Source organism: Serratia sp. MMO-28 (assembly GCF_037199905.1).
In the GTDB taxonomy this organism is placed as follows: domain Bacteria; phylum Pseudomonadota; class Gammaproteobacteria; order Enterobacterales; family Enterobacteriaceae; genus Chania; species Chania oryzae.
Window position 1 is genome coordinate 70,640 of sequence record NZ_JBBCVB010000020.1, and the last position, 23,342, is coordinate 93,981.

Annotated in this window: 23 protein-coding genes; 10 read left to right on the forward strand and 13 right to left on the reverse strand. The window is 55.2% G+C overall.

The window, feature by feature from the left end; all coding sequences use genetic code 11:
* The first annotated feature begins 80 nt into the window (after positions 1-80).
* Entirely contained in the window at positions 81-881 is an 801-nt protein-coding gene (gene nirC, locus WG891_RS17815) for a nitrite transporter NirC (protein WP_076943242.1), read from the forward strand.
* A 51-nt stretch (positions 882-932) separates the two neighbouring features.
* Positions 933-2,336, forward strand: coding sequence for a siroheme synthase CysG (gene cysG, locus WG891_RS17820; protein ID WP_156292860.1), 1,404 nt, complete (start codon positions 933-935; stop codon positions 2,334-2,336).
* A 66-nt stretch (positions 2,337-2,402) separates the two neighbouring features.
* On the opposite strand, the gene trpS is transcribed toward cysG, so the two are convergent.
* The 12 genes from trpS to pilM form a co-directional block, all read right to left on the reverse strand.
* Positions 2,403-3,407: a tryptophan--tRNA ligase gene (trpS, locus tag WG891_RS17825; protein ID WP_156292859.1), complete on the reverse strand. Its 1,005-nt coding sequence runs from the start codon at positions 3,405-3,407 to the stop codon at positions 2,403-2,405.
* A complete protein-coding gene (locus WG891_RS17830) occupies positions 3,400-4,107 on the reverse strand; it encodes a phosphoglycolate phosphatase (RefSeq protein WP_337263958.1) in 708 nt (235 codons plus the stop codon). Before WG891_RS17830 ends, trpS begins: the two co-directional genes overlap by 8 nt.
* Positions 4,100-4,777 carry a ribulose-phosphate 3-epimerase gene (gene rpe / locus WG891_RS17835; RefSeq protein WP_076943238.1) on the reverse strand — a complete coding sequence of 226 codons (678 nt, stop codon included), beginning with the start codon at positions 4,775-4,777 and terminating at the stop codon, positions 4,100-4,102. The genes WG891_RS17830 and rpe overlap by 8 nt, the downstream gene beginning before the upstream one ends.
* Positions 4,778-4,831: 54 nt before the next feature.
* Entirely contained in the window at positions 4,832-5,644 is an 813-nt protein-coding gene (dam, locus tag WG891_RS17840; RefSeq protein WP_337263959.1) for an adenine-specific DNA-methyltransferase, read from the reverse strand.
* An 84-nt stretch (positions 5,645-5,728) separates the two neighbouring features.
* A complete protein-coding gene (locus WG891_RS17845; protein ID WP_337263960.1) occupies positions 5,729-6,736 on the reverse strand; it encodes an SPOR domain-containing protein in 1,008 nt (335 codons plus the stop codon).
* A 160-nt stretch (positions 6,737-6,896) separates the two neighbouring features.
* Complete coding sequence (gene aroB / locus WG891_RS17850; protein ID WP_337263961.1) at positions 6,897-7,991, reverse strand: 3-dehydroquinate synthase; 1,095 nt, start codon at positions 7,989-7,991, stop codon at positions 6,897-6,899.
* 94 nt (positions 7,992-8,085) lie between these two features.
* Positions 8,086-8,607, reverse strand: coding sequence for a shikimate kinase AroK (gene aroK, locus WG891_RS17855; RefSeq protein WP_076943234.1), 522 nt, complete (start codon positions 8,605-8,607; stop codon positions 8,086-8,088).
* 530 nt (positions 8,608-9,137) lie between these two features.
* Positions 9,138-10,385 (reverse strand): DNA uptake porin HofQ, encoded by a 1,248-nt coding sequence (gene hofQ, locus WG891_RS17860; protein ID WP_443006170.1) that lies wholly within the window; start codon positions 10,383-10,385, stop codon positions 9,138-9,140.
* A gap of 10 nt (positions 10,386-10,395) precedes the next feature.
* Complete coding sequence (locus WG891_RS17865; protein WP_337263962.1) at positions 10,396-10,740, reverse strand: hypothetical protein; 345 nt, start codon at positions 10,738-10,740, stop codon at positions 10,396-10,398.
* The gene (locus WG891_RS17870; RefSeq protein WP_337263963.1) at positions 10,737-11,243 is read right to left on the reverse strand and encodes a hypothetical protein; all 507 of its coding nucleotides are present in this window, start codon (positions 11,241-11,243) and stop codon (positions 10,737-10,739) included. The genes WG891_RS17865 and WG891_RS17870 overlap by 4 nt, the downstream gene beginning before the upstream one ends.
* Positions 11,236-11,775, reverse strand: a complete 540-nt coding sequence (locus WG891_RS17875; protein ID WP_337263964.1) for a PilN domain-containing protein — start codon at positions 11,773-11,775, stop codon at positions 11,236-11,238. The genes WG891_RS17870 and WG891_RS17875 overlap by 8 nt, the downstream gene beginning before the upstream one ends.
* Positions 11,775-12,617 (reverse strand): type IV pilus biogenesis protein PilM, encoded by an 843-nt coding sequence (pilM, locus tag WG891_RS17880; RefSeq protein WP_337263965.1) that lies wholly within the window; start codon positions 12,615-12,617, stop codon positions 11,775-11,777. Before pilM ends, WG891_RS17875 begins: the two co-directional genes overlap by 1 nt.
* Positions 12,618-12,738: 121 nt before the next feature.
* Between pilM and mrcA the strand changes: the two genes are divergently transcribed.
* Positions 12,739-15,297 (forward strand): peptidoglycan glycosyltransferase/peptidoglycan DD-transpeptidase MrcA, encoded by a 2,559-nt coding sequence (mrcA, locus tag WG891_RS17885; protein WP_337263966.1) that lies wholly within the window; start codon positions 12,739-12,741, stop codon positions 15,295-15,297.
* Between the two features lie 59 nt (positions 15,298-15,356).
* Here the strand turns inward: mrcA and nudE are convergent, their stop codons facing one another.
* Complete coding sequence (gene nudE, locus WG891_RS17890) at positions 15,357-15,911, reverse strand: ADP compounds hydrolase NudE (RefSeq protein ID WP_337263967.1); 555 nt, start codon at positions 15,909-15,911, stop codon at positions 15,357-15,359.
* A gap of 470 nt (positions 15,912-16,381) precedes the next feature.
* Here nudE and WG891_RS17895 point away from each other — a divergent pair, with 470 nt between their 5' ends.
* The 7 genes from WG891_RS17895 to WG891_RS17925 all read left to right on the forward strand — a co-directional run bounded on the left by WG891_RS17895 (position 16,382) and on the right by WG891_RS17925 (position 23,342).
* A complete protein-coding gene (locus WG891_RS17895; RefSeq protein WP_337263968.1) occupies positions 16,382-18,520 on the forward strand; it encodes an intracellular growth attenuator family protein in 2,139 nt (712 codons plus the stop codon).
* 86 nt (positions 18,521-18,606) lie between these two features.
* The gene (gene yrfG / locus WG891_RS17900) at positions 18,607-19,287 is read left to right on the forward strand and encodes a GMP/IMP nucleotidase (protein ID WP_337263969.1); all 681 of its coding nucleotides are present in this window, start codon (positions 18,607-18,609) and stop codon (positions 19,285-19,287) included.
* Positions 19,284-19,691, forward strand: a complete 408-nt coding sequence (gene hslR / locus WG891_RS17905; RefSeq protein ID WP_076943225.1) for a ribosome-associated heat shock protein Hsp15 — start codon at positions 19,284-19,286, stop codon at positions 19,689-19,691. Before yrfG ends, hslR begins: the two co-directional genes overlap by 4 nt.
* A 60-nt stretch (positions 19,692-19,751) precedes the next feature.
* On the forward strand, positions 19,752-20,630 hold the full coding sequence (gene hslO, locus WG891_RS17910) for an Hsp33 family molecular chaperone HslO (protein WP_156292851.1): 879 nt from the start codon (positions 19,752-19,754) through the stop codon (positions 20,628-20,630).
* Positions 20,631-20,825: 195 nt separating this feature from the next.
* Positions 20,826-22,445 carry a phosphoenolpyruvate carboxykinase (ATP) gene (gene pckA / locus WG891_RS17915; protein WP_337263970.1) on the forward strand — a complete coding sequence of 540 codons (1,620 nt, stop codon included), beginning with the start codon at positions 20,826-20,828 and terminating at the stop codon, positions 22,443-22,445.
* Between the two features lie 157 nt (positions 22,446-22,602).
* Positions 22,603-22,866, forward strand: coding sequence for a FitA-like ribbon-helix-helix domain-containing protein (locus tag WG891_RS17920; RefSeq protein ID WP_337263971.1), 264 nt, complete (start codon positions 22,603-22,605; stop codon positions 22,864-22,866).
* A complete protein-coding gene (locus tag WG891_RS17925; protein ID WP_337263972.1) occupies positions 22,863-23,342 on the forward strand; it encodes a type II toxin-antitoxin system VapC family toxin in 480 nt (159 codons plus the stop codon). Before WG891_RS17920 ends, WG891_RS17925 begins: the two co-directional genes overlap by 4 nt.

Genomic DNA, 23,342 nt, shown 5'->3' on the forward strand with positions numbered 1-23,342 from the left:
CCCCCCTCCCTTCGAAAGAGAGGAGAGGGGGTTACCGCTATTGCCTTTACACTTTTTGTTTTTAATTTCCAGGGAAATCTATGTTTACCGATACCATCAACAAATCTGCCGCCAACGCGGCGCGCATCGTCAAACTGGCGCAAGAGAGCCCGCTCGGCTTCTGGATCAGTTCAGCCATGGCCGGAGCCTACGTCGGCCTTGGCATCATCCTGATCTTCACTCTGGGTAATCTGGTGGATCCGTCGATCCGCCCATTGGTAATGGGCGCCACCTTCGGTATCGCACTCACGTTGGTGATCATCGCCGGTTCCGAACTGTTCACCGGCCATACTATGTTTCTGACGCTCGGCGTGAAAGCGGGCACCATCAAACAGAGCCAGATGTGGGCCGTGCTGCCGCAAACCTGGCTGGGCAACCTGCTCGGCTCGGTGCTGGTGGCGCTGATGTATTACTACGGTGGCGGTAGCCTGTTGCCGGTCGACACCAGCCTGGTGCATACCGCAGCGCTGGCGAAAACCACTGCCCCGGCAGAAGTGTTGTTCTTCAAAGGGGTGCTGTGTAACTGGCTGGTTTGCTTGGCGATCTGGATGGCGCTGCGCGTTGAAGGTGCGGCCAAGTTCATCGCCATCTGGTGGTGTTTATTGGCGTTTATCGCTTCCGGCTACGAACACTCAATTGCCAACATGACGCTGTTTGCCCTCTCCTGGTTCGGCCATCACAGCGAAGCCTATACCCTGAGCGGCATCGGCCATAACCTGTTGTGGGTAACGTTGGGGAATACGCTGTCTGGCGCGGTCCTGATGGGCCTCGGTTACTGGTATGCCACACCGCGTGCGCAACGTCCGCAGGCTGCAAACGCCGCCACTCGCCAAACCGCATAATCAAGCAGGGGCGAGTTATCGCCCCGTTAGCCGCTTCCCCAAGGATTGCCGATGGATTACTTACCGATTTTCTGCCAACTGCAACATAAAGCCTGCCTGCTGGTCGGCGGCGGGGAAGTCGCCGAACGTAAAGCGCGCCTGCTGCTGGATGCCGGTGCCCGGTTGACGGTCAATGCCTGCCAGTTCAATCAGCAGTTTCTGGCCTGGGCCGAACAAGGGCGGGTAACGCTGGTGGAGGGGGAGTTTTATGCCGCACTGCTGGCAGAAAAATGGCTGGTGATTGCCGCTACCGACCGGCTGGAAGTGAATGCTCTGGTCTATCAGTGTGCCAATCAGCAGCGGGTATTCTGTAACGTGGTAGACGATCCCAAACGTGCCAGCTTTATCATGCCGTCGATTATCGATCGCTCTCCGCTGATGGTCGCCGTCTCTTCCGGTGGCAAAGCCCCGGTACTGGCACGCCTGCTGCGGGAAAAGCTGGAGGCCGTGCTACCGCAACACCTTGGCAAACTGGCTCAGTTGGGCGGTTCGCTGCGCCAACGGGTAAAGCAGCAGTTTAGCAGCATCGGTGCGCGCCGCCGTTTCTGGGAAAAGCTGTTTGCCCACGATCGGCTGGCGCAATCACTGGCTAACAATGACACCGTTTTGGCGGAACAACAGGTTGAACAACTGTTGGCGCAACAACCGGAAGAACAGGGCGAGGTGGTGTTAGTCGGCGCCGGGCCGGGCGATGCCGGGCTGCTGACGCTAAAAGGCCTGCAGCAAATCCAGCAGGCCGACGTGGTGGTTTACGATCGTTTGGTGTCTGAAGACGTGATGGCGCTGACGCGCCGCGATGCGGAACGCATCTTTGTGGGTAAACACGCCGGGCACCACTGCGTGCCGCAAGAGCAGATCAATCAGATCTTGCTGGCGCAGGCACAACAGGGTAAACGCGTGGTCCGGCTGAAAGGCGGCGATCCCTTTATCTTCGGCCGCGGCGGTGAAGAATTAGAAACCTTGGCCGCAGCAGGCATTCCGTTCTCGGTGGTGCCAGGCATTACCGCCGCCTCTGGCTGTTCCGCCTACAGCGGTATTCCCCTCACCCATCGCGATCATGCCCAAAGCGTCCGCTTGGTGACCGGCCACGCCAAGGCCGACGGCGGGCTCGACTGGGCAACGCTGGCCGCCGGACAACAAACGCTGGTGTTTTATATGGGCCTGACGCAGGCGGCGGAGATTCAACGGCAACTGATCGCTCATGGTATGGCTGGCACCATGCCGATAGCCTTGGTGGAAAACGGCACGTCTACCCGCCAGCGAGTGATTACAGGAGAACTGGCTCAGTTGGGGGAACTTGCGCAGCGAGCCGCCAGCCCGAGCCTGATTATCGTTGGCAGCGTGGTCAGCCTGCGCAACCAATTGAACTGGTTCTCCAGCCGGGAACTGCCGGAAAGCCTCAGCAAAATGGCGTAAAAAAAGCAGCCGTCGGCCTAATGCTTGTCAGTTCCCTCTCCCCAAGGAGAGGGAACTGGTTAGCTATTACGGATGTGGCACAAAACCTACCGCGTCATACACTTTCGCCAACGTCTCCTGGGCACGGGCGCGGGCTTTTACCGCACCATCACGCATCACCTGCTGCAGAAACGCCTCGTCATTGCGGAAATAGTGGTAACGCTCCTGCAGCTCACTCAGCATACCGGAAACCGCCTCTGCGACCGCGCCCTTCAGGTGACCATACATCTGGCCTGCAAACTCTGCTTCCAGTTGGGCAATGCTCTTGCCGGTGACGCCGGACAGGATATCCAGCAGGTTAGAAACACCCGCTTTGTTCGCCACGTCGTAACGGATGACCGGCGGCTCTTCCGAGTCGGTCATCGCACGTTTGATTTTTTTGGTCACCGCGCTTGGATCTTCCAGCAGGCCGATCACGTTGTTACGGTTATCGTCCGACTTGGACATCTTCTTGGCCGGATCCTGCAGTGACATCACGCGCGCACCAGACTTGGGAATAAACGGCTCAGGAAGGGTGAACACTTCACCATACAGCGCGTTGAAACGCTGGCACACGTCGCGGCTCAGTTCCAGATGTTGTTTCTGGTCTTCCCCCACCGGCACCTGATTGGTCTGGTACAGCAGGATATCTGCCGCCATCAGCACCGGGTAGCTGAACAGGCCAACGTTGATGTTTTCAGCATAGCGCGCTGATTTGTCTTTGAACTGGGTCATGCGGCTCAGTTCGCCGAAATAGGTATAGCAGTTGAGCACCCAGCTCAGTTGCGTATGCTCCGGCACATGCGACTGCACAAAGATAGTGCTTTTCGATGGATCGATACCACAGGCCAGGTACAGCGCCAGCGTGTCCAGCGTGGCTTTACGCAGCTTTTCTGCATCCTGACGTGCGGTAATCGCGTGCAGATCGACGATGCAGTAAATGCAGTCATAATCATCCTGCATTTGAACCCACTGACGCAGCGCACCCATGTAGTTGCCAATGGTCAGTTCACCAGACGGCTGCGCGCCGCTAAATACGATGGGCTTACTCATGATTACATTCCTGATTCTCTAAAGATGACAGCCCAAGAGCGGGCAACAAATCGGCAAAACGCTCCAACACACGGTCGGGATGGCTCAGGGCGATCGCTTCACCGTAGTTATATCCATACGTCAGGCCAACGCTCGGGCAACCTGCCGCCTGCGCCGCCTGAATATCGTTGCGTGAATCACCAACGAACAACACCTCGCCAGCCCGCAGGCCAAGCTTGCCGAACACCAGATACAATGGCGCAGGATGCGGCTTTTTTGCCACCACATCATCACCACCGATAATCAGCGAGAACGTGTCGATAATACCGAGCTCAGTCAGCAACGGGGCCACAAAAGGCGTTGGCTTGTTGGTCACCAGCGCCATCGGGTAACCCTGTTCAGCCAGGCAGCAAAGGGTGGCTTTCACCTGTGGGAACAGACGGCTGCCGCTGCTCACGGTCTGCGCGTAGAAATGATCGAAACGTTCGCGCATCTGCTGGCAATGCGCGGGCGTGGCGTCCACTTCCGCCCAGCGCAACGCACGTTGCACCAGCACATCCGCGCCATTGCCGATCCAGGTGCCGACTCGTGCCTCACCGGCCTGCGGCAAGCCCATTTCTGCCAGCGCCAGATCGATCGCCGCCGCCAGCCCCGGAGCACTGTCAACCAGCGTCCCGTCCAGATCGAAGGCCAGGCCGCGAATGGCGCTGAAATCAGCCATGATTCACCTTCGCCAGTTCACGGCGCATGTCGTCAATCACCGCACGATAATCCGGCTGGCCAAAGATAGCGGAACCGGCGACGAACATATCGGCACCCGCTGCGGCGATCTCGGCAATGTTGTCCACCTTAACCCCACCGTCCACTTCCAGACGAATATCGAACCCGCTGTCGTCGATCAGTTTGCGCACCTGACGCAGCTTATCGAGCGTGCTCGGGATAAACGATTGGCCACCAAAGCCAGGGTTAACCGACATCAGTAGGATCACATCGAGTTTATCCATCACATAGTCGAGATAGCTCAATGGCGTTGCCGGGTTAAAGACCAAACCGGCCTTGCAGCCATGTTCTTTGATCAGTTGGAGGGTACGGTCGACGTGCTCGGAGGCTTCGGGATGAAAAGAAATATAGGTTGCACCGGCTTTGGCGAAGTCCGGCACAATGCGATCGACCGGCTTGACCATCAGATGCACATCAATGGGGGCAGTAATGCCGTAATTACGCAGCGCTGCGCACACCATCGGCCCAATCGTCAGATTGGGAACATAGTGGTTATCCATCACGTCAAAGTGCACCACGTCACTACCGGCAGCCAGCACCTTGGCGGTGTCCTCACCTAACCGGGCAAAGTCTGCCGACAGAATGGACGGGGCAATCAAAAACTTTTTCATCCGCTTCTCCAAACGTAGGGTTCGAGTTGTTATACGCCGGGGCGCAACCCCGACTTAGCGATATAAAGCGAGAAGTTCGTTTACTTTACTGCGGCCCAGGATATTGCGGCTGATCGTCCGGCGGGCCGACACTTCAAAGAATTCAGCATGCTGATACCAGTCACGCGTCAGTTCGGTATCATGATTGGAAATCAATACCGGCACCTGGTTTTCTACCGACAATTGATGCGCCAACTGCGCCAGCCCCTGCTGATCGGCCAAGCTGAAGCTGTTGGTATGATAAGCGGTAAAATTCGCCGTTGCCGACAGCGGCGCATAAGGCGGATCACAATACACTACCGCACCACGCGTTGCTTTGGCCATGGTATCGCGGTAATGCTCGCAGACAAAAGTGGCATTGCGGGATTTTTCAGCGAACCAGTACAGTTCCTCTTCCGGAAAGTACGGCTTCTTGTAACGTCCGAACGGCACGTTAAACTCACCGCGCAGATTATAGCGGCACAGGCCGTTATAGCAGTGGCGGTTCAGATAGAGAAACAACAGTGCGCGGCGATAGGCGTCATCACTGGCATTGAACTCTTCACGCAGCAGGTAAAACTGCTCCGAGAAATTGTATTCATCAGCAAAAAGCATGCGGGCATCACGCACGAAGTCATCCGTACGCAGCTTAACGATGTTATACAGATTAATAAGATCGCTGTTGATGTCGGCGAGAATATAGGCGTCGTATTCCGTGTTCAAAAATACTGAACCCGCACCCACGAAGGGCTCGATTAAGCAGTCGCCCGCTGGCAGATGACGACGGATCTCGTCAACCAGCGGGTATTTTCCACCAGCCCATTTTAAAAAAGCGCGGTTTTTCTTCATGCCGTCAGTTAGCTACTTATACAATTCAGAGCGGCGGATTGTACTCTGTTTCAGACAGCACATCAGCGCACAAAATTAAATGATTTATTTTTTAAGGTCTTGTTGTACCTGATGTACAGGTCGGACCCATGGTTTCTTCGCCTGAACCTCTGCCGGTAACGTCGCAACTGCGCGCTTCGCATCCGCCGAAGAAGCGTAATTACCGCTCACCAACACGAACCACGGCTTACCGTCACGCTTGGTTTCATACACCGTAAAGTTCTGCAGATTCTGCTGTTTGGCAAACGCCTTCAACGTATCGGAACGTGAAGCACTGCTCAGTTGCAGCGTGTAATGGCTGCCCGGTGCCGAAGTGATGGAACCCGTGCTACCGCTGACAACACCGCTTTTTGCCGAGGCGGGTGGCGTATAAACCGTGGTCGTCGTTGGAGCGGGTTTCACTGACGTCACCGGTTTTGCAGCAGCGGTTTTTGCCGGTGCTTTATGCTGCTGTGCCGTTGCAGCGGTATTAGCGGTATTACTGTTGTTGTGCACCGGACGCGTGGTTTCTCTTGCACCGGCACCGCTCATTACGGTTGCTGGCGCGGTTGGTAACCCGGAAACCGGCGCATTCAGGCTCTGTGCGGCAGCATCAATCTGGCTCTGCTGCGATGACAGGGCGTCTGCCATATTCCCTGGCAGCTCAACACGCTGCTGCGCACCACCCTGCGGTGGCTGCGGCTGTGCTTCACTCGGCGTGCTGGAGATCGGGGGAACGCTAATGTTCTGCGGCTGAGAATGACCAACGCCGTTATTATCGTTGGTGTCGGTAGTGCCACCCGGAACACCGTTGTTGCTGGTAGTCAGTGACGAAGAGCCCGACAGGTTGATATCCCGGGTAGCTCCCTGCTGCGCGGTCTCGTGCTGGGTAGGGGCTTTCAGTGCCGAACCGATACCCAGGATCAGCAACAGCAGAACCAGGATACCAACACCAATCATCAAATGCTGACGCGATAAGGCAAAACTCGGCCCTGTTGCTGGCCGCCGCGAACGTGAAGGACGGCGATCGCTGGCATCAGGTCTGAGATCGTCTTCCGGTTTAAACTCGTCCATCTGAAACCCTCCAACTAGAGGCAAAAGCTCACCACCCTGAATCTGGTATGGTTCGAGACTATTAACCCGATAATGGCAAAGCGACACCGCTTTTGCTTTGCACATTCATTAATCATAGATGCAAACAGCAGCTAAGCCACTGTTAGTTATTCGTATTTTTTTACGCGTGCGGCGGCAGGCAATCCGCAATGGCAGCCAGCACGATATCATGTGCCACACCACCGCGAACTTCCGCTTGACCGATCGCCTGCGGTAACACCAGGCGCAACTCCCCTGCCAACACTTTCTTGTCACGCATCATGTGCGGCAGATAAGCCCCCGGCGCCATTTCCTGCGGCCCACACACGGGCAACCCGGCACGCAGCAACAGCGTTCTGATACGCTCAATATCGCTGGCAGAAAACTGCCCCAGGCGGCGCGCGGTTTGTGCGGCCATCATCATGCCGGCAGCAACGGCCTCACCGTGTAACCATACACCGTAGCCCATTTCAGCTTCAATGGCGTGGCCGTAAGTATGGCCCAGATTGAGCAACGCGCGCAGACCGCTTTCGCGCTCATCGGCAGCCACCACTTCAGCCTTCAATTCACAGCAGCGACGGATGCAGTACGCCAATGCACCCATATCCAACGCCACCAGCGCATCAATATTGTTTTCCAACCAAACAAAGAAATCACCGTCGAGAATAATCCCGTACTTGATCACTTCAGCCAGGCCAGAGGAAAGTTCACGCGCCGGTAAGGTTCGCAAGCAGTCGAGATCCACCACCACTGCAGCGGGTTGGTAGAAAGCGCCGATCATGTTTTTACCGAGCGGATGATTGACGGCAGTTTTGCCACCAACGGAGGAGTCCACCTGCGAAAGCAGCGTGGTAGGAACCTGGATAAAACGCACACCGCGTTGATAGCACGCGCTCGCAAAACCAGTCAGATCGCCCACCACACCACCGCCGAGGGCGATAAGCGTAGTGTCACGACCGTGTGGCTTTTCCAGCAGTGCCGAGAACACCTGCTCAAGTACGGCCAGGGATTTGTACTGTTCGCCATCAGGAAGTATCACCTGATCCACCACCATACCGCCTTGCTCCAGCACCTTACGCACTCGCGCCAGATACAGCGGCGCCAGGGTCTGATTGGTGACCAGCATGACCTGCTCACCCGCCTTCAGCGGCATAAAAGAAGCCGGATCGTTAAACAATCCGGCGGCTATGGTAATCGGGTAGCTACGCTCCCCAAGCGTTACGGTAAGTCTCTCCATGTCGCGCTCAGTTCTCGATGTGGTTTATCCCCGCCAACGCGGGGAATACAATCAGAATTTCCGCATTTGCCCGTAGCCAACACGGAAACCGTAATCAGTTACCTTCCAGCATGCTAATTATCTGGTTAGCAACCACTTTAGCGCTTTGATCGTCTGTGCGGATAGTAACATCTGCAATTTCTTCGTATAACGGATTGCGCTCTTTAGCCAGCGCTTCCAGCACTTCACGCGGAGGAGAATCAACCTGCAACAGCGGACGCTTTTTGTCGCGCTGGGTACGGGCCAATTGCTTCTCGATTGTGGTTTCCAAATAGACCACGACACCACGTGCCGACAGGCGGTTACGCGTTTCACGCGACTTAACCGAGCCCCCGCCGGTCGCCAGCACAATCCCCTGCTTTTCCGTCAGTTCATTAATGACTTTTTCTTCACGATCGCGGAAACCTTCTTCCCCTTCCACGTCGAATACCCAGCCCACGTCAGCTCCGGTACGTCGCTCAATTTCTTGATCGGAGTCGAAAAACTCCATATTGAGTTGCTGAGCTAACTGACGGCCAATAGTGCTTTTGCCGGCACCCATAGGCCCAACCAGAAAGATATTGCGTTTCTCTGCCATGTTTTTCGGTATTACTAAGACAATTCGTTAATGATAACCCGCCCCGCCAATCAAATTAGCGGCGGGACCTAAACTGAAACCTCATGAGCGATAGTGCGAGATCAGACGAAAAATTATCTCAACACTCTTGGTAGTTTGGCAACCGAATAAATCGCTATTCACGCCGCAGGAGGGAAACCATACGTTTTTAACGGCGTCTTATATCCTATGGATTTCACGCGGCAGCCAACAACGCAGCCGCTTGGAAGACGCCGGGTAATACCCTAAATAATTCGAGTTACGGGAAGGCAGCAAGCGAACGAACCCTCAGGAGCCTACTCAGGTAGGGACTGGGGTGAGGAAGCATAGCCAACACACCTGCAACTTAAAGTACGACGGGTATAGCATTAAGAAAAAAACCTCGGAGCCTAATTCGGTAACCCTTGTAAGCTAAATCGGCCGCAGCGTCAAACTCAGAAACTCTCAAGGAGAGAAAAAAGTCTATCTGACCATTAACTTTTGTCTTTTCGCCAACGGTTGTGCACGGTAACTCAGACCTTGATCAACGTTGGAGTAATAAATATCACCAACTCACGCCTTTTGTGCTGCTTGCTGCTGTGTTTGAACAAGGATCCTAGCCACGGTACGTCACCAGCGCCTGGAACTTTGTTCGCGCCATTCACGTTTTGCTGCTGAAATATACCACCCAATACAATGGTTTCACCGTTTTTTACCGTGACTTGAGTTTTGATTTCCTGTTTGTCGATAGCCAAAGCCTCCCCAGCCCCCTGTTTTATCGAACGACCAGGCATGTTCTGGCTGATTTGCAGTGCCAGTGTAATACGGCCGTTGGGCAGGATTTTGGGCGTGACCTCCATACCCAGCACTGCCTCTTTAAATTCTACCGAGGTCGCGCCACTGGCACCGCTCGCGACTTCATAAGGGATTTCCGTTCCCTGTTTGATACTGGCCGTTTGCTGATGTGCCGTCAGCAAGCGTGGGCTGGCAATGATTTCTACCTCATTTTCCTGTTCCAGCGCCGACAGTTCCAGATCCAGAATGCGCCCACTGATACGCGCCAGATGAAAACCAGCCGCGACGGCGTTGTTCTCTACCGGCAAACCCACGCTGAAATTATCTATCCGCAGAGACTGCGGCGGTTTCTCATCCGCTAACAACCCCCAACGCACACCGAGCTCACGCAGATTTTCACTGCTGATGGTGACGATATGTGCCGCCAGTTGTACCTGCTCCAGCGGCGTATCCATATCTGCCACCCAGGATTTCATCTGGGCAAGCGCCGGTGCGGTATCGCGCAGTAATAACGCGTTAGTGCGCTTATCTACCACCACGCTGCCGCGCTCGGTCAGCAGTTTGCCACGCTGGCTATCCAGGCTTTGGGCAATCTCTCCGGCATCGGCATTTTGCAGTGAGATCGTCAGGTTCTCCAATGGTTGTTGCTGCGCCAGCGCCTGCTGGCGGCGCTGCTGTTCCTGTTCGTCCGGCTCAGGGAACACCAGCATCACATTGCCGTCGAGGGTCATGGTCAGCTTCCCCATGCGCAATACGACCGCCAACGCCTGTCGCCAGGGGACATTCTCCAGCCGCAAGGTCAGATTGCCATCCACGCCCTCGGCGGCAACCAGGTTTAACTGCTGATATTCTGCCAAAGCCTGTAAAACCAGGCTGACCGGTGTGTCATGAAACTCCAAAGAGATCGGTTTTTCCTGCTGCACATTCCCTACCGCCATGAAGGGCACCGCCAGCAGTAATCCCGCAAGCCAACGACATTTTTTCATTCCCATTTCCCTAGGGTTTACCCAACCGCAAAACAATGTTGCTCTTCGCTGGAGAACAAACGCGCTCCATGTCCACTTCACTGAGTTCAAGTTGCCGCTCGTTGATCTGTACCACCTGCCAAAGCCCGTCCAACAACGTCTGCTGCGGTTGCAGCCTGAACCACTGCCCTTGCGGCGTCATCAGCCAACCATGGCGCAAACCGGGCTCACCAATTGTGCCTTTTAGCTGCCAGTCTGCCGGAGAAACCACCGGTGAAAGACAAGACGCCGTCAAAGGTTTCTGAAACGGATCGCGATCTTGAGTAGCCCAGACCGGGGTGGCAAACATTAGCCACAGCCAATATTTCCGCCTCATTCGTGCCTCTCTTCAGGTGAGAGCAAAATCAGTTGGGTAATCAACCCTGCCGTTTGCTTTTCGACCGCCATCTGGCCAATACGCTGCGAGGGCGATACCCCTTCCAGCAAGTGCAAAAGCCCGCGAAAATCCACCTGCAGCTTCACAACTTGCTGGGCGGGTTGATCCTGCTGTTGCCAGCGTAGCAATACGCCACCGGCCTGATAGAGCCTGCTGGCAAAGCTCTCCGGTTCCGCGGGCAGCGCCAAAACCCGCTCCTGCAGTTGCCGCTCCAGTTCCCCCAGCGCCGGCAAGCGTGCCAGTTGTTGCTGGCGCTCGGAAATCTGTGCCTCTAGCTGCTGCCGCTGCGCTTGCCACTGCTCACGCTGTTGCCATTCGCCATAGACCAGCAGTGCGCCGATCGGCACCACCACCCCCATCAAAAGCAGCCATTGCACCACCAGCAGTTGCCAAGCAGGCCGGTGAAGCCAAGGCCTGATCCAATCCGGCAGCGGTTTATCCATCTTTTTTCCCCCAGCGGGCTGTCAGGGTGAAAGCCAACATGCCGTCTTTATGCTGGACCACCTCCGCCAGGCGGTGATTTTCCAACAAAGGCAAGGCCGCCAAGCGCTGCGTAAACAGGGCGATCGCGGCGTACTGCCGGCCAAAACCACGCAACGCAATGCCCTGCGCATTCTCTTCCAGCGCCGTCAGCCATAGTTCGTCGGGTATTAACGCCGAGAGTTGCTGCAGTAAAGACAGGTAACGCCGGTTATGTGCTTCATTCTGCTGGCGACGATTTTCTGCCTCGGCCAGGCGCGCCAGCGTTGCCATCACCTGCTGCGTCTGCTGGATCTGCCCCGTCAACACCTGATGTTGCTGCGTCAGCCTCTGCACCGCACTCTGCTGTTGCCCCTGCTGATAACGCAACAGGAAGCCAGCCGTGGTCAGGAGCACCAAAACAACCAACAGTTGCATGCTGAAGGCTCGCAACCAGAAACCATAGCGTTGCCGTTGTGCCCTGATGCGCCAGGGCAAAAGATTAACCTGATACATCAGCGATCCTCGCGGCGTAACGCCAGCCCACCCGCCAGAACAAAAGCCGTAGGCTGCGCGGGTAACGGTGGGTGCAACTGGTTGAAGGCGGTGAAGGGCGACCAAGAACAGACGCCTGCGGGCAAAGGCTCATCCAAGACGCTGCTGTAATACACCTCTTTCTCACCCAATCCCGGGCAGGCCGCTCGCATGGCGGCCAGTGCCTGTTGCACGCAACCTGTTTCACTGGCCGGCAGTACGCCGTAAGCAAAAGGCATACTGCGCGGTGCCACCCACAGCCACTCCTGTTCCAGACGATGCAGCAGGCCAGCATCACGCGTCAGGCCGGCAAAGGCCGCCATGGCGCACAACGCGCTGGGAGTAATATCAACAACCTGCGGCTGGAGATTGGCTTGCTGCAGGCAGTGCAGCCACTGCTGCAGTTCCTGCTGGCGGGCGGCGGTGAGCAGCAGTTGATTGGTATTGGACGGCGCGATGCGGTAATCCATCGCCAACGTCTGGCTGTCGAGCGGGAACTGTTTCAGCCCTTGGGCCGTGATGTAGTCATGACGAACCGGTTCCCGCAGGCGATAATCCGGCAATGGCAAACTGTGCTGTAATACCCGCTGCGCTGGCAAAGCAATGCGTAAGGAAATATGTCTTGGTAACCGAATGCGCCACTGCTTTAGTAGGGTAATCAGTATTTCAGAATTCTCTATATAACCATCGCGCAGCACCGGCTGCGGCAGCGCCTGTTGCCACCAATGACGCAGTTGCCAGCCACTGCGGCGATGCTGTGCCGCCAGCGCCCTCACACAGTGACTTTGTATATCCAAGCCTACCTGCCATGTTTGAGAGAACATATTTCACCCCACTTCCGTATCGTCAGATGACAAAAGAACATATCCATGTCGCAGGCTTGCCTTTATACTACCGCGCGGTTGTTTATAAACTGCCCAAATGACATGAAATGGGAAATCTCAGGTGAAGTTCGTAAAGTATTTTCTAATCCTTGCAGTGTGTTGCATCTTGCTGGGAGCAGCCTCGATTTTTGGCTTGTACAAATATGTCGAGCCACAACTGCCCGACGTCGCAACGCTGAAAGACGTGCGGCTGCAAATCCCGATGCAGGTTTACAGCGCCGATGGCGAACTGATCGCTCAATTCGGTGAAAAACGGCGTATTCCTCTCAAGCTGGAACAAATTCCACCGGTGATGACGCACGCCTTCATCGCCACGGAAGACAGCCGTTTCTATGAACACCACGGTATTGATCCGGTGGGTATCTTCCGTGCTGCATCTGTCGCCCTGGTTTCTGGCCGTGCGTCGCAAGGTGCCAGTACCATCACCCAACAGTTGGCAAGAAACTTCTTCTTGAGCCCAGAACGCACCCTGATGCGTAAAATCAAGGAGGTTTTCCTGGCGATACGCATCGAACAGATGCTGTCTAAAGACGAAATTCTTGAGCTGTATCTGAACAAGATCTACCTGGGCTACCGCGCTTACGGCGTCGGGGCGGCCGCGCAGGTTTACTTCGGCAAGGATGTCAGCCAGCTCAGCTTAAGCGAGATGGCGACCATTGCCGGCCTGCCGAAAGCACCGTCGACCTTCAACCCGCTGTATTCGCACGATCGTGCCGTGGCGCGCCGCAACGTCGTGCTGTCGCGTATGCTTGATGAGCATTACATCACGCAGGCGCAATACGATCAGGCCCGCAGCGAGGAGTTGGTCGCTCACTACCATGCGCCGGAAATCAGCTTCTCTGCGCCCTATCTTGCCGAGATGGTACGTCAGGAGATGATCACGCGTTATGGTGAGAACGCCTATACCGACGGCTACAAGGTTTACACCACCATCACCAAGAAGCTGCAATTGGCAGCGCAGGACGCGGTGCGTAACAACGTCCTGGACTATGACATGCGCCACGGTTACCGCGGCCCGTCGAACGTGCTGTGGAAAGTGGGTGAAGCCGCCTGGGATCAGAAACAGATTGTTTATTCCCTGAAAAACCTGCCGAGCTACGGCCCGCTGGCTCCTGCGGTCATTACCCAGGCCGATGCCAACCAGGCCACGGCAATGCTGGGCGATGGCAGCAGCATTGCGTTGCCGATGTCTGGTATGCGCTGGGCACGCCCGTTCAAAACAGATACCCAACAGGGCCCAACGCCGAAACGCGTCACCGATGTGGTTCAGGCTGGCCAGCAGGTGTGGGTGCGCAAAGTGAATGACAACTGGTGGCTGTCCCAGGTTCCGGATGTCAACTCGGCGCTGGTATCCATCGATCCCAACAACGGTGCTATCAAGGCACTGGTCGGCGGTTTCGATTTCAACCAGAGCAAGTTCAATCGCGTAACTCAGGCGCTGCGCCAGGTCGGTTCCAACATCAAGCCCTTCCTGTACACCGCGGCGATGGATAAGGGCCTGACGCTGGCCACCATTCTCAACGATCTACCTATTGCTCGCTGGGATGCCGGTGCCGGAACGGATTGGCGGCCAAAAAACTCACCGCCAACCTATGACGGCCCGATCCGGCTGCGCCAAGGTCTGGGGCAATCGAAGAACGTGGTGATGGTGCGTGCCATGCGCGCGATGGGCGTTGATTATGCAGCGGAATATCTGCAACGCTTCGGTTTCCCGGCACAGAACATTGTGCATTCGGAATCCCTGGCGTTAGGTTCTGCCTCCTTCACTCCCCTGCAGGTGGTGCGTGGCTACTCGGTGCTGGCGAATGGCGGCTATCTGGTCGACCCTTACTTCATCACCAAGATTGAAGACGACAGCGGCAAAGCCCTGTTTGAAGCCAAGCCGAAAGTGGTATGTGAAAGCTGCAACCTGCCGGTGATCTACGGCGATACGCAACGTTCGGCGATGCTTTCTGATGATAACGTTGAGAACGTGGCGGTATCGCAGGAAAACAGTAACGCCACTGTGCCAATGCCTCAGCTGGAGCAGGTAACGCCAACCCAGGTACAGCAGGATAACGATCAGCAATATGCGCCGCACGTTATCAGCACGCCTCTGGCGTTCCTGATGCGCGATGCGCTGAATAGCAACATCTTCGGCGAACCAGGCTGGATGGGCACCGGCTGGCGTGCCGGGCGCGATCTGAAGCGCCGTGATATCGGTGGCAAAACCGGGACCACTAACAGTTCAAAAGATGCCTGGTTCTCCGGCTACGGCCCGGATACCGTAACGTCGGTCTGGATCGGTTTTGACGATCATCGCCGCGATCTGGGGCGTGCAACCGCTTCTGGTGCGATTGAGGATCAGATCTCCGGCGGCGAAGGCGGTGCGAAGAGTGCGCAACCGGCGTGGGATGACTTTATGAAAGTGGCACTGGAGGGTATTCCTGAGCAGAAAGTCACACCACCACCGGGCATTGTCAGCGTAACCATCGACAAGAGCACCGGCAAGCTGTCCAACGGTGGCGGTGGCAGCCGCTCCGAGTACTTTATCGACGGCACTCAGCCAACGACATTCTCGGTACATGACGCCGGTACCACCTTGACGGACCCTGGCGGCGAAAGCCACGAGCTGTTCTAAAAACGACAATGGCCAGAGCGATCTGGCCATTTTTTTAGCAGGAAATCATCTGGATAACGTTAACGCGGATTACGCAGAAAAGCCTCTGCCAGGAACAGCGCACTCACGTTACGGGCCTCGCGGAAATCCTCCTCTTCCAGTAACGCCATCATGTTGGCAATCGGCCAGCGCACCTGTGGTAGCGGCTCCGGTTCATCCCCTTCCAGGCTTTGCGGGTAGAGCTCGTGCGCCAGCACGATATTCATCTGGCTAGAAAAGTAAGAGGGAGCCATCGTCAGTTTGCCAAGGAAATCAAAGCGGCGCGCACCAAAACCCACTTCTTCCATCAATTCACGGTTAGCCGCTTCCAGCACACCCTCCCCAAGATCGATCAGGCCTTTCGGGAAGCCCAGCTCATAAGATTCGGTACCCACCGCATATTCGTGGATCAGCAACAGATCGTCCCCCACGACGGGCACAATCATCACCGCCTCACGCTCTGAAGGCCGCATACGTTCATAAACCCGCCGAACACCGTTACTGAACTCCAGATCGACTGATTCGACGTTGAATAAACGCGAGCGGGCGACCGTTTCTACTTTCAGAATTTTAGGTTTTTGCAGGTGTTTATGCATGATTGCCTCAAATGGATTACCTGCTTAACAAGCAGATAACCAGGATAATGATGTGCGCACGCCACTCAGTTCAGGTGCTTAAATTCGATCTTGATCACATTGTGCGTTAATGGGAACCTTTGTCGCAACGAACTTCAGCACTAATTTACTTTTTTTTAACAAGCGTAGCCAGCGCAAAGCCATTTTCCCAAAAAACTCACTAAAAACGGCATAATAAAATAGGATAAAGCCGATATCAGGTCTGTGGATGCATTGCTATCATCTATATCAGTCATCAAGTTATACGGCACATCCCCTGCGGATAATCTGAATCGTGTGTATACCCGAAGTAACTGATGTTGTGGCCGAGGCAAGCGCCTTCGTGGCCGCAATTTCACGCTATGAAGGCTATCTCCTCTGGAAGTTAGCTCCGTATAATAGGCAAGCAGTCTATGAAGTTGGCAGGTTTATGGGTTCACGATGAGGGCAGCATGAGCACAATAGTATTAATATTGGTCTTGGTGCTAGCTTGCCTGATTGCTGCTGGCCTCTGTTTCTGGTTTAAATTCCGCACACAGCCAGTACTGGCGCGTTCCCTACCCTTTATCAAACCGACGCACCGCAAGCTGACCGCAGATGAACGTGCGGCCGTTGAGTATTATCTCAATCAGCAGAACAGGCCCGGTAATAAGTTTCTGCCCGTTTCCCCGGGGCTGTCTTCCTCCAGGCTGGCACTCACACCGCAGAGCGTGCATGTTTACCCCATTACTCATGCTATTACTCGTTATGGGCTGGCCAGCGATGAGCCCAATAACTGGCGCTATTATCTTGATTCTGAAGAAATACATCTGCCGCCTTTCTGGGAACAGTACATCAGCGCCGATAATCATGTGGAAGTGATCAAAACCCAGACGCTGCCCCTGGTTATCTCACTCAATGGCCATTCGCTGCTTGACCATATTCGCGATCGTGCGCACTCTCCCGCGGTCAGTGCAACACCAGCCCAAAATGCCTCTATCCGCCAGGAAGAGAGTGAGCATATTGAGTTGGTTAATATTCGCAAGGAAACCCCCGAGGAACATGCGCTTCATCGCCCAAACGGTATCAAGGAGGCGGCAACCATTTCCGTCGCCCTGTTGCTGCTGTTTTTCAGCCTGATCAGCCCCGTGATAGTCATCCCCTGGATGATTTTTGTTGCCATACTGATGATCGTCTGGGGCTGTTGGAAGCTGCTGCGCCATCCGACCGAAAGCGAATTGAAAGAAGTCCACTGCCTGCGCGGCACGCCAAAACGCTGGGGGTTGTTCGACGAAGCCGATCAGGGGCAACTCAGCAATATCTCTCTGGGAGTGATCGATCTGACCTATCCCCCACACTGGCAACCTTACCTCACGTCGGATCTGGGGAAAGTCACCAACGTGGATATCTACCTCAACCGGCAAGTGGTACGCCAAGGGCGCTATCTTTCCCTGCATGACGAGGTAAAGAATTTCCCTTTGCAGCAATGGGGCAAGCACGCCGTACTGGCCGCCAGTGCCTTGGTAACGCTTGTCTTACTGCTGGCCTACGTTCCCCTCAGCCTGCCGGTTAAACTGAGCAGCGCCTGGCTGCAAGGTGCGCAGAATGCCAATGTCACCAACGTTCAGACGCTGGAGGCCATACCGCTGCGCATCGGCGACACTCTGAAGATTCAGGGCTCTGGTATGTGCTACGTCCCCCCCGCCAACGGGAATGCCAGCACCGTGGTGCCCAGTTTTATGCCTTTTGACTGTTCAGGGATCTACTGGAACACTGCAGCTCCGCTACCGCAGCCGGAGTCGGAGGTGATCGACAAGGCTGCCGCCCTGCTGGCCACGATTAACCGCCAGTTGCACCCCAGTGGAACCGACCAGAAGCTGAACCCGCAGTTGGCCAGCGCCATTGAAAAATCCGGTATGATCCTGCTGGATGACTTCTCAGACATTGTGCTGAAAACTCAGGATCTTTGCGGTACAGAAAGTGATTGCGTGCGGCTGAAAAACGCGCTGGTCAATCTCGGTAATGCCAAAAACTGGACCAGCCTGGTGAAGCGTGCCAAATCAGGTACTCTGCAGGGCGTTAACGTCCTGTTACGGCCGGTGAGTGCAGAGTCGCTGGAAAGCCTCAGCAACGCGGCTGCCTCGTCGTTCGTCACCCATGAAACCCGCTTGGCCGCAGCTGCACTTAACAGCCCGTCACCGGGGGGATTCCTGATCACCAGCGATGAAGGCAAGCAGTTGGTCGATCACCCGCTGCCAGCCCAACCGCTGACCGAGTACAATGCGCTCGACCAATGGAACGAGCTGCAACGTCTCTCCAGACTGTTACTGCATACGCCGTTCCGTGCTCAGGGCGTAATCACCAATATTTCCGTTGATGCCAATGGCACCCGTCATATTGCCTTACACAGCGAGCCCGATATCATCACCCTGTGGCGTTACCTGGGTACCAGCTTGCTGCTGCTGGCCTTGGTGGCCAGCCTTGGCTATAACACCTGGCGGCTGGTGCAACGTTGGCGCAAGAGCCAACATCGTCTTGCCGACATCCAGCGCTACTATGAAAGCTGCTTCACCCCTCAGCTCACTCCGGTACCGATACGCCCCGTGGTCTAGTTCCGCGATTGCACGTGCATACCCTGACTCTGCTTATGCTACGCTAACACTATTGACTACCCCTGGCCTGCCTATGGAGTTTTTTCATGGTTCCCGAGTTCGACTGGTGCGATATTGACACCGTATTGCTGGATATGGACGGGACTCTGCTCGATCTGGAGTTCGACAGCCATTTCTGGCTGACGCTGGTTCCTCAGGCGCTGAGTGAACAACGGGCCATTGCGTTCGATGAAGCCCGTAAAATCATTCATGCCGAATATCTCGCCGTGCAGCACACCATGAACTGGTATTGCTTTGATTACTGGAGCCATCGGCTGGAGCTGGACATCTACCGCATGACCAGCGAAGTGGGGAACCGCGCGCGGCTACGTGAAGATACCGAGCCATTTCTGCAGGCTTTGCGTCATGCAGGCCGCCGCACCATTCTGCTGACGAATGCCCATCCGCATAGCCTGGCGGTAAAAATTGAGCACACCGGGTTGGATCAGCACCTTGATTTATTACTTTCCACCCACACATTTGGTTATCCGAAAGAAGATCAGCGTCTGTGGCAGGCGGTGCAGCAGCAAACCGGTTTTGATCCACAGCGCACGCTGTTTATCGATGATAGCGAACCGATTCTGGACGCTGCCCAAACCTTTGGTATCCGCCACTGCCTGGGAGTGCAAAACCCGGACTCCAGCACGGTGAGTAAAACTTTCCAGCGCTATCCATCAATGAGCGACTATCGCCAGTTGATACCGGCGTTGAAACAGGGGGAGCAATGAAAGCCAAAGCAACGCAGGATGATGATGCCGTCCGTCTGGACAAATGGCTGTGGGCGGCACGTTTTTATAAAACTCGTGCGCTGGCACGCGAAATGATCGACGGCGGTAAGGTGCACTACAACGGCCAACGCGGTAAGCCGAGCAAAATCGTTGAAATTAATGCGGAGATCAAACTGCGCCAGGGCAATGAAGAACGCACCGTCGTGGTGCTGGCCGTTACCGCTCAGCGGCGTGGGGCCAGCGAAGCCCAGCAGATCTACCAGGAAACCGAGGCCAGCATTGCCAACCGCGAGAAAATGGCGCTGGCCCGCAAGATGAATGCGCTGACGATGCCGCACCCGGATCGTCGTCCGGATAAAAAAGAGCGGCGCGATTTGCTTAAATTCAAGAGCCAGCCCCAGTAGGGCCGCACATAAGATAGCTTGGTGAACCGGAATGATCCTTCACCTCAATGAGAGAAAACTATGTCCAACCATGACCAATTACACCGTTACCTGTTCGAAAACTACGCGGTGCGCGGTGAGCTGGTTACCGTCAGCGAAACCTATCAGCAGATTCTGACCAACCATGACTACCCGGCACCGGTGCAAAAGCTGCTCGGTGAACTGCTGGTTGCCACCAGCCTGCTGACTGCCACGCTGAAGTTCGACGGTGACATCACCGTGCAGCTCCAAGGTGACGGCCCGCTCAAACTGGCCGTCATCAACGGCAACAACCGCCAGGAAATGCGCGGCGTCGCCCGTGTGGAAGGCCCAATCACCGAAGGCAACACGCTGCATCAGATGCTCGGTAACGGCATTATGGTGATCACCATCAGCCCAACCGAAGGTGAGCGCTATCAGGGCGTCGTCGGGTTGGAAGGTGAAACCCTGGCAGCCTGCCTGGAAGGCTATTTCCGCCAGTCCGAACAGTTGCCGACCCGCCTGTTTATCCGTACCGGCGAATCAGCTGGCCAACCCGCCGCGAGCGGTATGTTGCTGCAGGTGCTACCGGCACAGGACGGCAATGCCGACGACTTCGATCATCTGGTGCAACTGACCGCCACCATCAAGAATGAAGAACTGTTTGGCCTCCCCGCTAACGAAGTGCTTTATCGCTTGTACCACCAGGAAGAAGTGACGCTCTACGAACCTCAGGATGTCACTTTCCGCTGCACCTGCTCGCGCCAGCGTTGCGCCGATGCGCTAATGACACTGCCAATGGAAGAAGTGACCAACATGCTGGAGCAGGACGGCAATATTGACATGCACTGCGACTACTGTGGCAATCACTACGTCTTTGATGCCGTGGACATTGCCGCACTTTATAACGGTAATACCGACAGCAATCCACAGTTACACTGAGTTGCACCACACTCTGGCGAGCGTTCAGGCGCTCGCCAGCCCGCGCAGTTTGCACGCTTGCTTTTTTCCGTGTGCTATATCGCATAACGTAAGTAAAAAACGTTTAAAACGTTAAATATTTGATACCTATCGCGGTTACTCCCCACTGAATCCCTACAATTGTTGCCAGAAATTCTGTGATCAAGGAGCAGTGACATGCGTGTTAAAGGTATAACCCACCAGGATCTTGCCGCTTATGGTATTCATAACGTTGGTGAAATCGTTCACAATCCGAGTTATGAATTACTGTTTAAGGAAGAGACTGACCCTTCACTGGAAGGGTTTGAGCGTGGTGTAGTAACCAGCTTGGGAGCCGTTGCCGTTGATACCGGTATCTTCACCGGCCGTTCTCCAAAAGATAAGTACATCGTCCGCGACGACATCACCCGGGACACCGTCTGGTGGGCCGATCAGGGTAAAGGCAAGAACGACAACAAACCTCTCAGCCCTGAAGTCTGGGCAGATCTGAAAAAGCTGGTCACCGAACAACTCTCTGGCAAGCGCCTGTTTGTAGTGGATACCTTCTGTGGTGCCAACGCAGACTCCCGCCTGAAAGTCCGCTTTATTACTGAAGTGGCCTGGCAGGCACACTTTGTGAAAAACATGTTCATCCGCCCAAGCGAAGAAGAGCTGCAAAACTTCGAGCCTGACTTCGTGGTGATGAACGGTGCCAAATGCACCAACCCGAACTGGCAACAGCAGGGCCTGAACTCAGAAAACTTCGTGGCGTTCAACCTGACCGAACGCATGCAGTTGATCGGCGGCACCTGGTACGGCGGCGAGATGAAGAAAGGGATGTTCTCAATGATGAACTACCTGCTGCCGCTAAAAGGCATCGCCTCTATGCACTGCTCGGCCAACGTGGGCGAGAAAGGCGATGTGGCGGTATTCTTCGGCCTGTCCGGCACCGGTAAAACCACCCTTTCTACCGATCCGAAACGTCAGTTGATCGGCGACGACGAGCATGGCTGGGACGACGACGGGGTATTCAACTTCGAAGGCGGCTGCTACGCCAAAACCATCAAGCTTTCCGAGGAAGCCGAGCCGGATATCTATCACGCCATCAAGCGTGATGCACTGCTGGAAAACGTCACCGTTTTGGCCGATGGCACGGTGGATTTCAACGACGGCTCGAAAACCGAGAACACCCGTGTTTCCTACCCGATCTACCATATCCACAACATCGTTAAACCGGTTTCGAAAGCGGGCCACGCCACCAAGGTGATCTTCCTGACGGCCGACGCCTTTGGCGTACTGCCGCCAGTATCGCGCCTGACGGCCAACCAGACCCAGTACCACTTCCTGTCTGGTTTCACCGCGAAACTGGCCGGTACCGAGCGCGGTGTTACCGAGCCGACGCCAACCTTCTCCGCCTGTTTCGGTGCCGCTTTCCTATCACTGCACCCAACCCAGTACGCCGAAGTGCTGGTTAAGCGCATGCAGGCGGCCGGTGCGCAGGCTTATCTGGTGAACACTGGCTGGAACGGCACGGGTAAACGTATCTCGATCAAAGATACCCGCGGCATTATCGACGCTATTCTCAACGGTGAAATCGATAAAGCAGAAACCATTACGCTGCCGATCTTCGATCTGGCGATGCCAACCGCCTTACCGGGCGTTGATCCGGCGATCCTCGATCCACGCGCTACCTACGCCAAGGTGGAGCAGTGGGAAGAGAAAGCGCACGATCTGGCGAACCGCTTTATCACCAACTTCGACAAATACACGGATACACCGGCCGGTGCCGCGCTGGTCAGTGTCGGGCCGAAGCTGTAATACCCTCTTGTAGGGGGCGTTGTAACGGTCTTAACCTAGCCCCCTACACTTTCTCCCCAAGGCGCTCACCGCGCCTTTTTTCGTTTCCATTGCTTGCTTTTTAACCAGCCTGATAGCAGAATTATGCAATGCAATCATTGCTAGCATAGGGGGGTTAATGGCTACCATCACCGTCAGGAATCTGGACGACGAAATAAAAGAGCTGCTGCGCATCTCAGCAGCGAAAAACGGTCATTCCATGGAAGAGGAAGTGCGTATGATTTTGAAACAGGCACTGACGAAAAAGCCACCGCGCTACGGTTTAGGCACCTGGATGCACCAGTATTTTGCCGAATTCGGTGGTGTAGAGCTGGAGATCCCTCCCCGCGATGCCGTGCCACCGCGTATTGTCACCTTTGACGATGATGATGACCAAGCATGATTATTCTCGACACCAATGTCATTTCAGAAACGTTGCGCCCTAATCCACATTACAACGTCATTAGTTGGCTGAATGAAAAAGATAACGACGAACTTTATCTGAGCGTCATTGTACTTGCCGAATTGTTTAGCGGGGTTGCCTGTATGCCTGACGGCAAACGTCAGCTTGAGCTCAAGAATAAACTGTCTGAGGCAGTACAGATAAGATTCGATGAGCAGATTCTGCCATTTGATACACTTTGCGCTTTGCAATACGCCCAGTTAATGGGAAGAAATCAGCGTCAAGGTAGGTTAATGAGTATTCCCGACACGCAAATTGCCGCCACCTGTTTGCAGTATGGCGCAACGCTGGCAACACGTAACACCAAAGACTTTCTCCATTGCGGGATTGAGTTAATCGACCCGTGGCAGGCCACCACCAGCCTACGCTTGCATGAAGAGGCTGCGGAATACTACGTGATGAGCCGAAAACCCTGA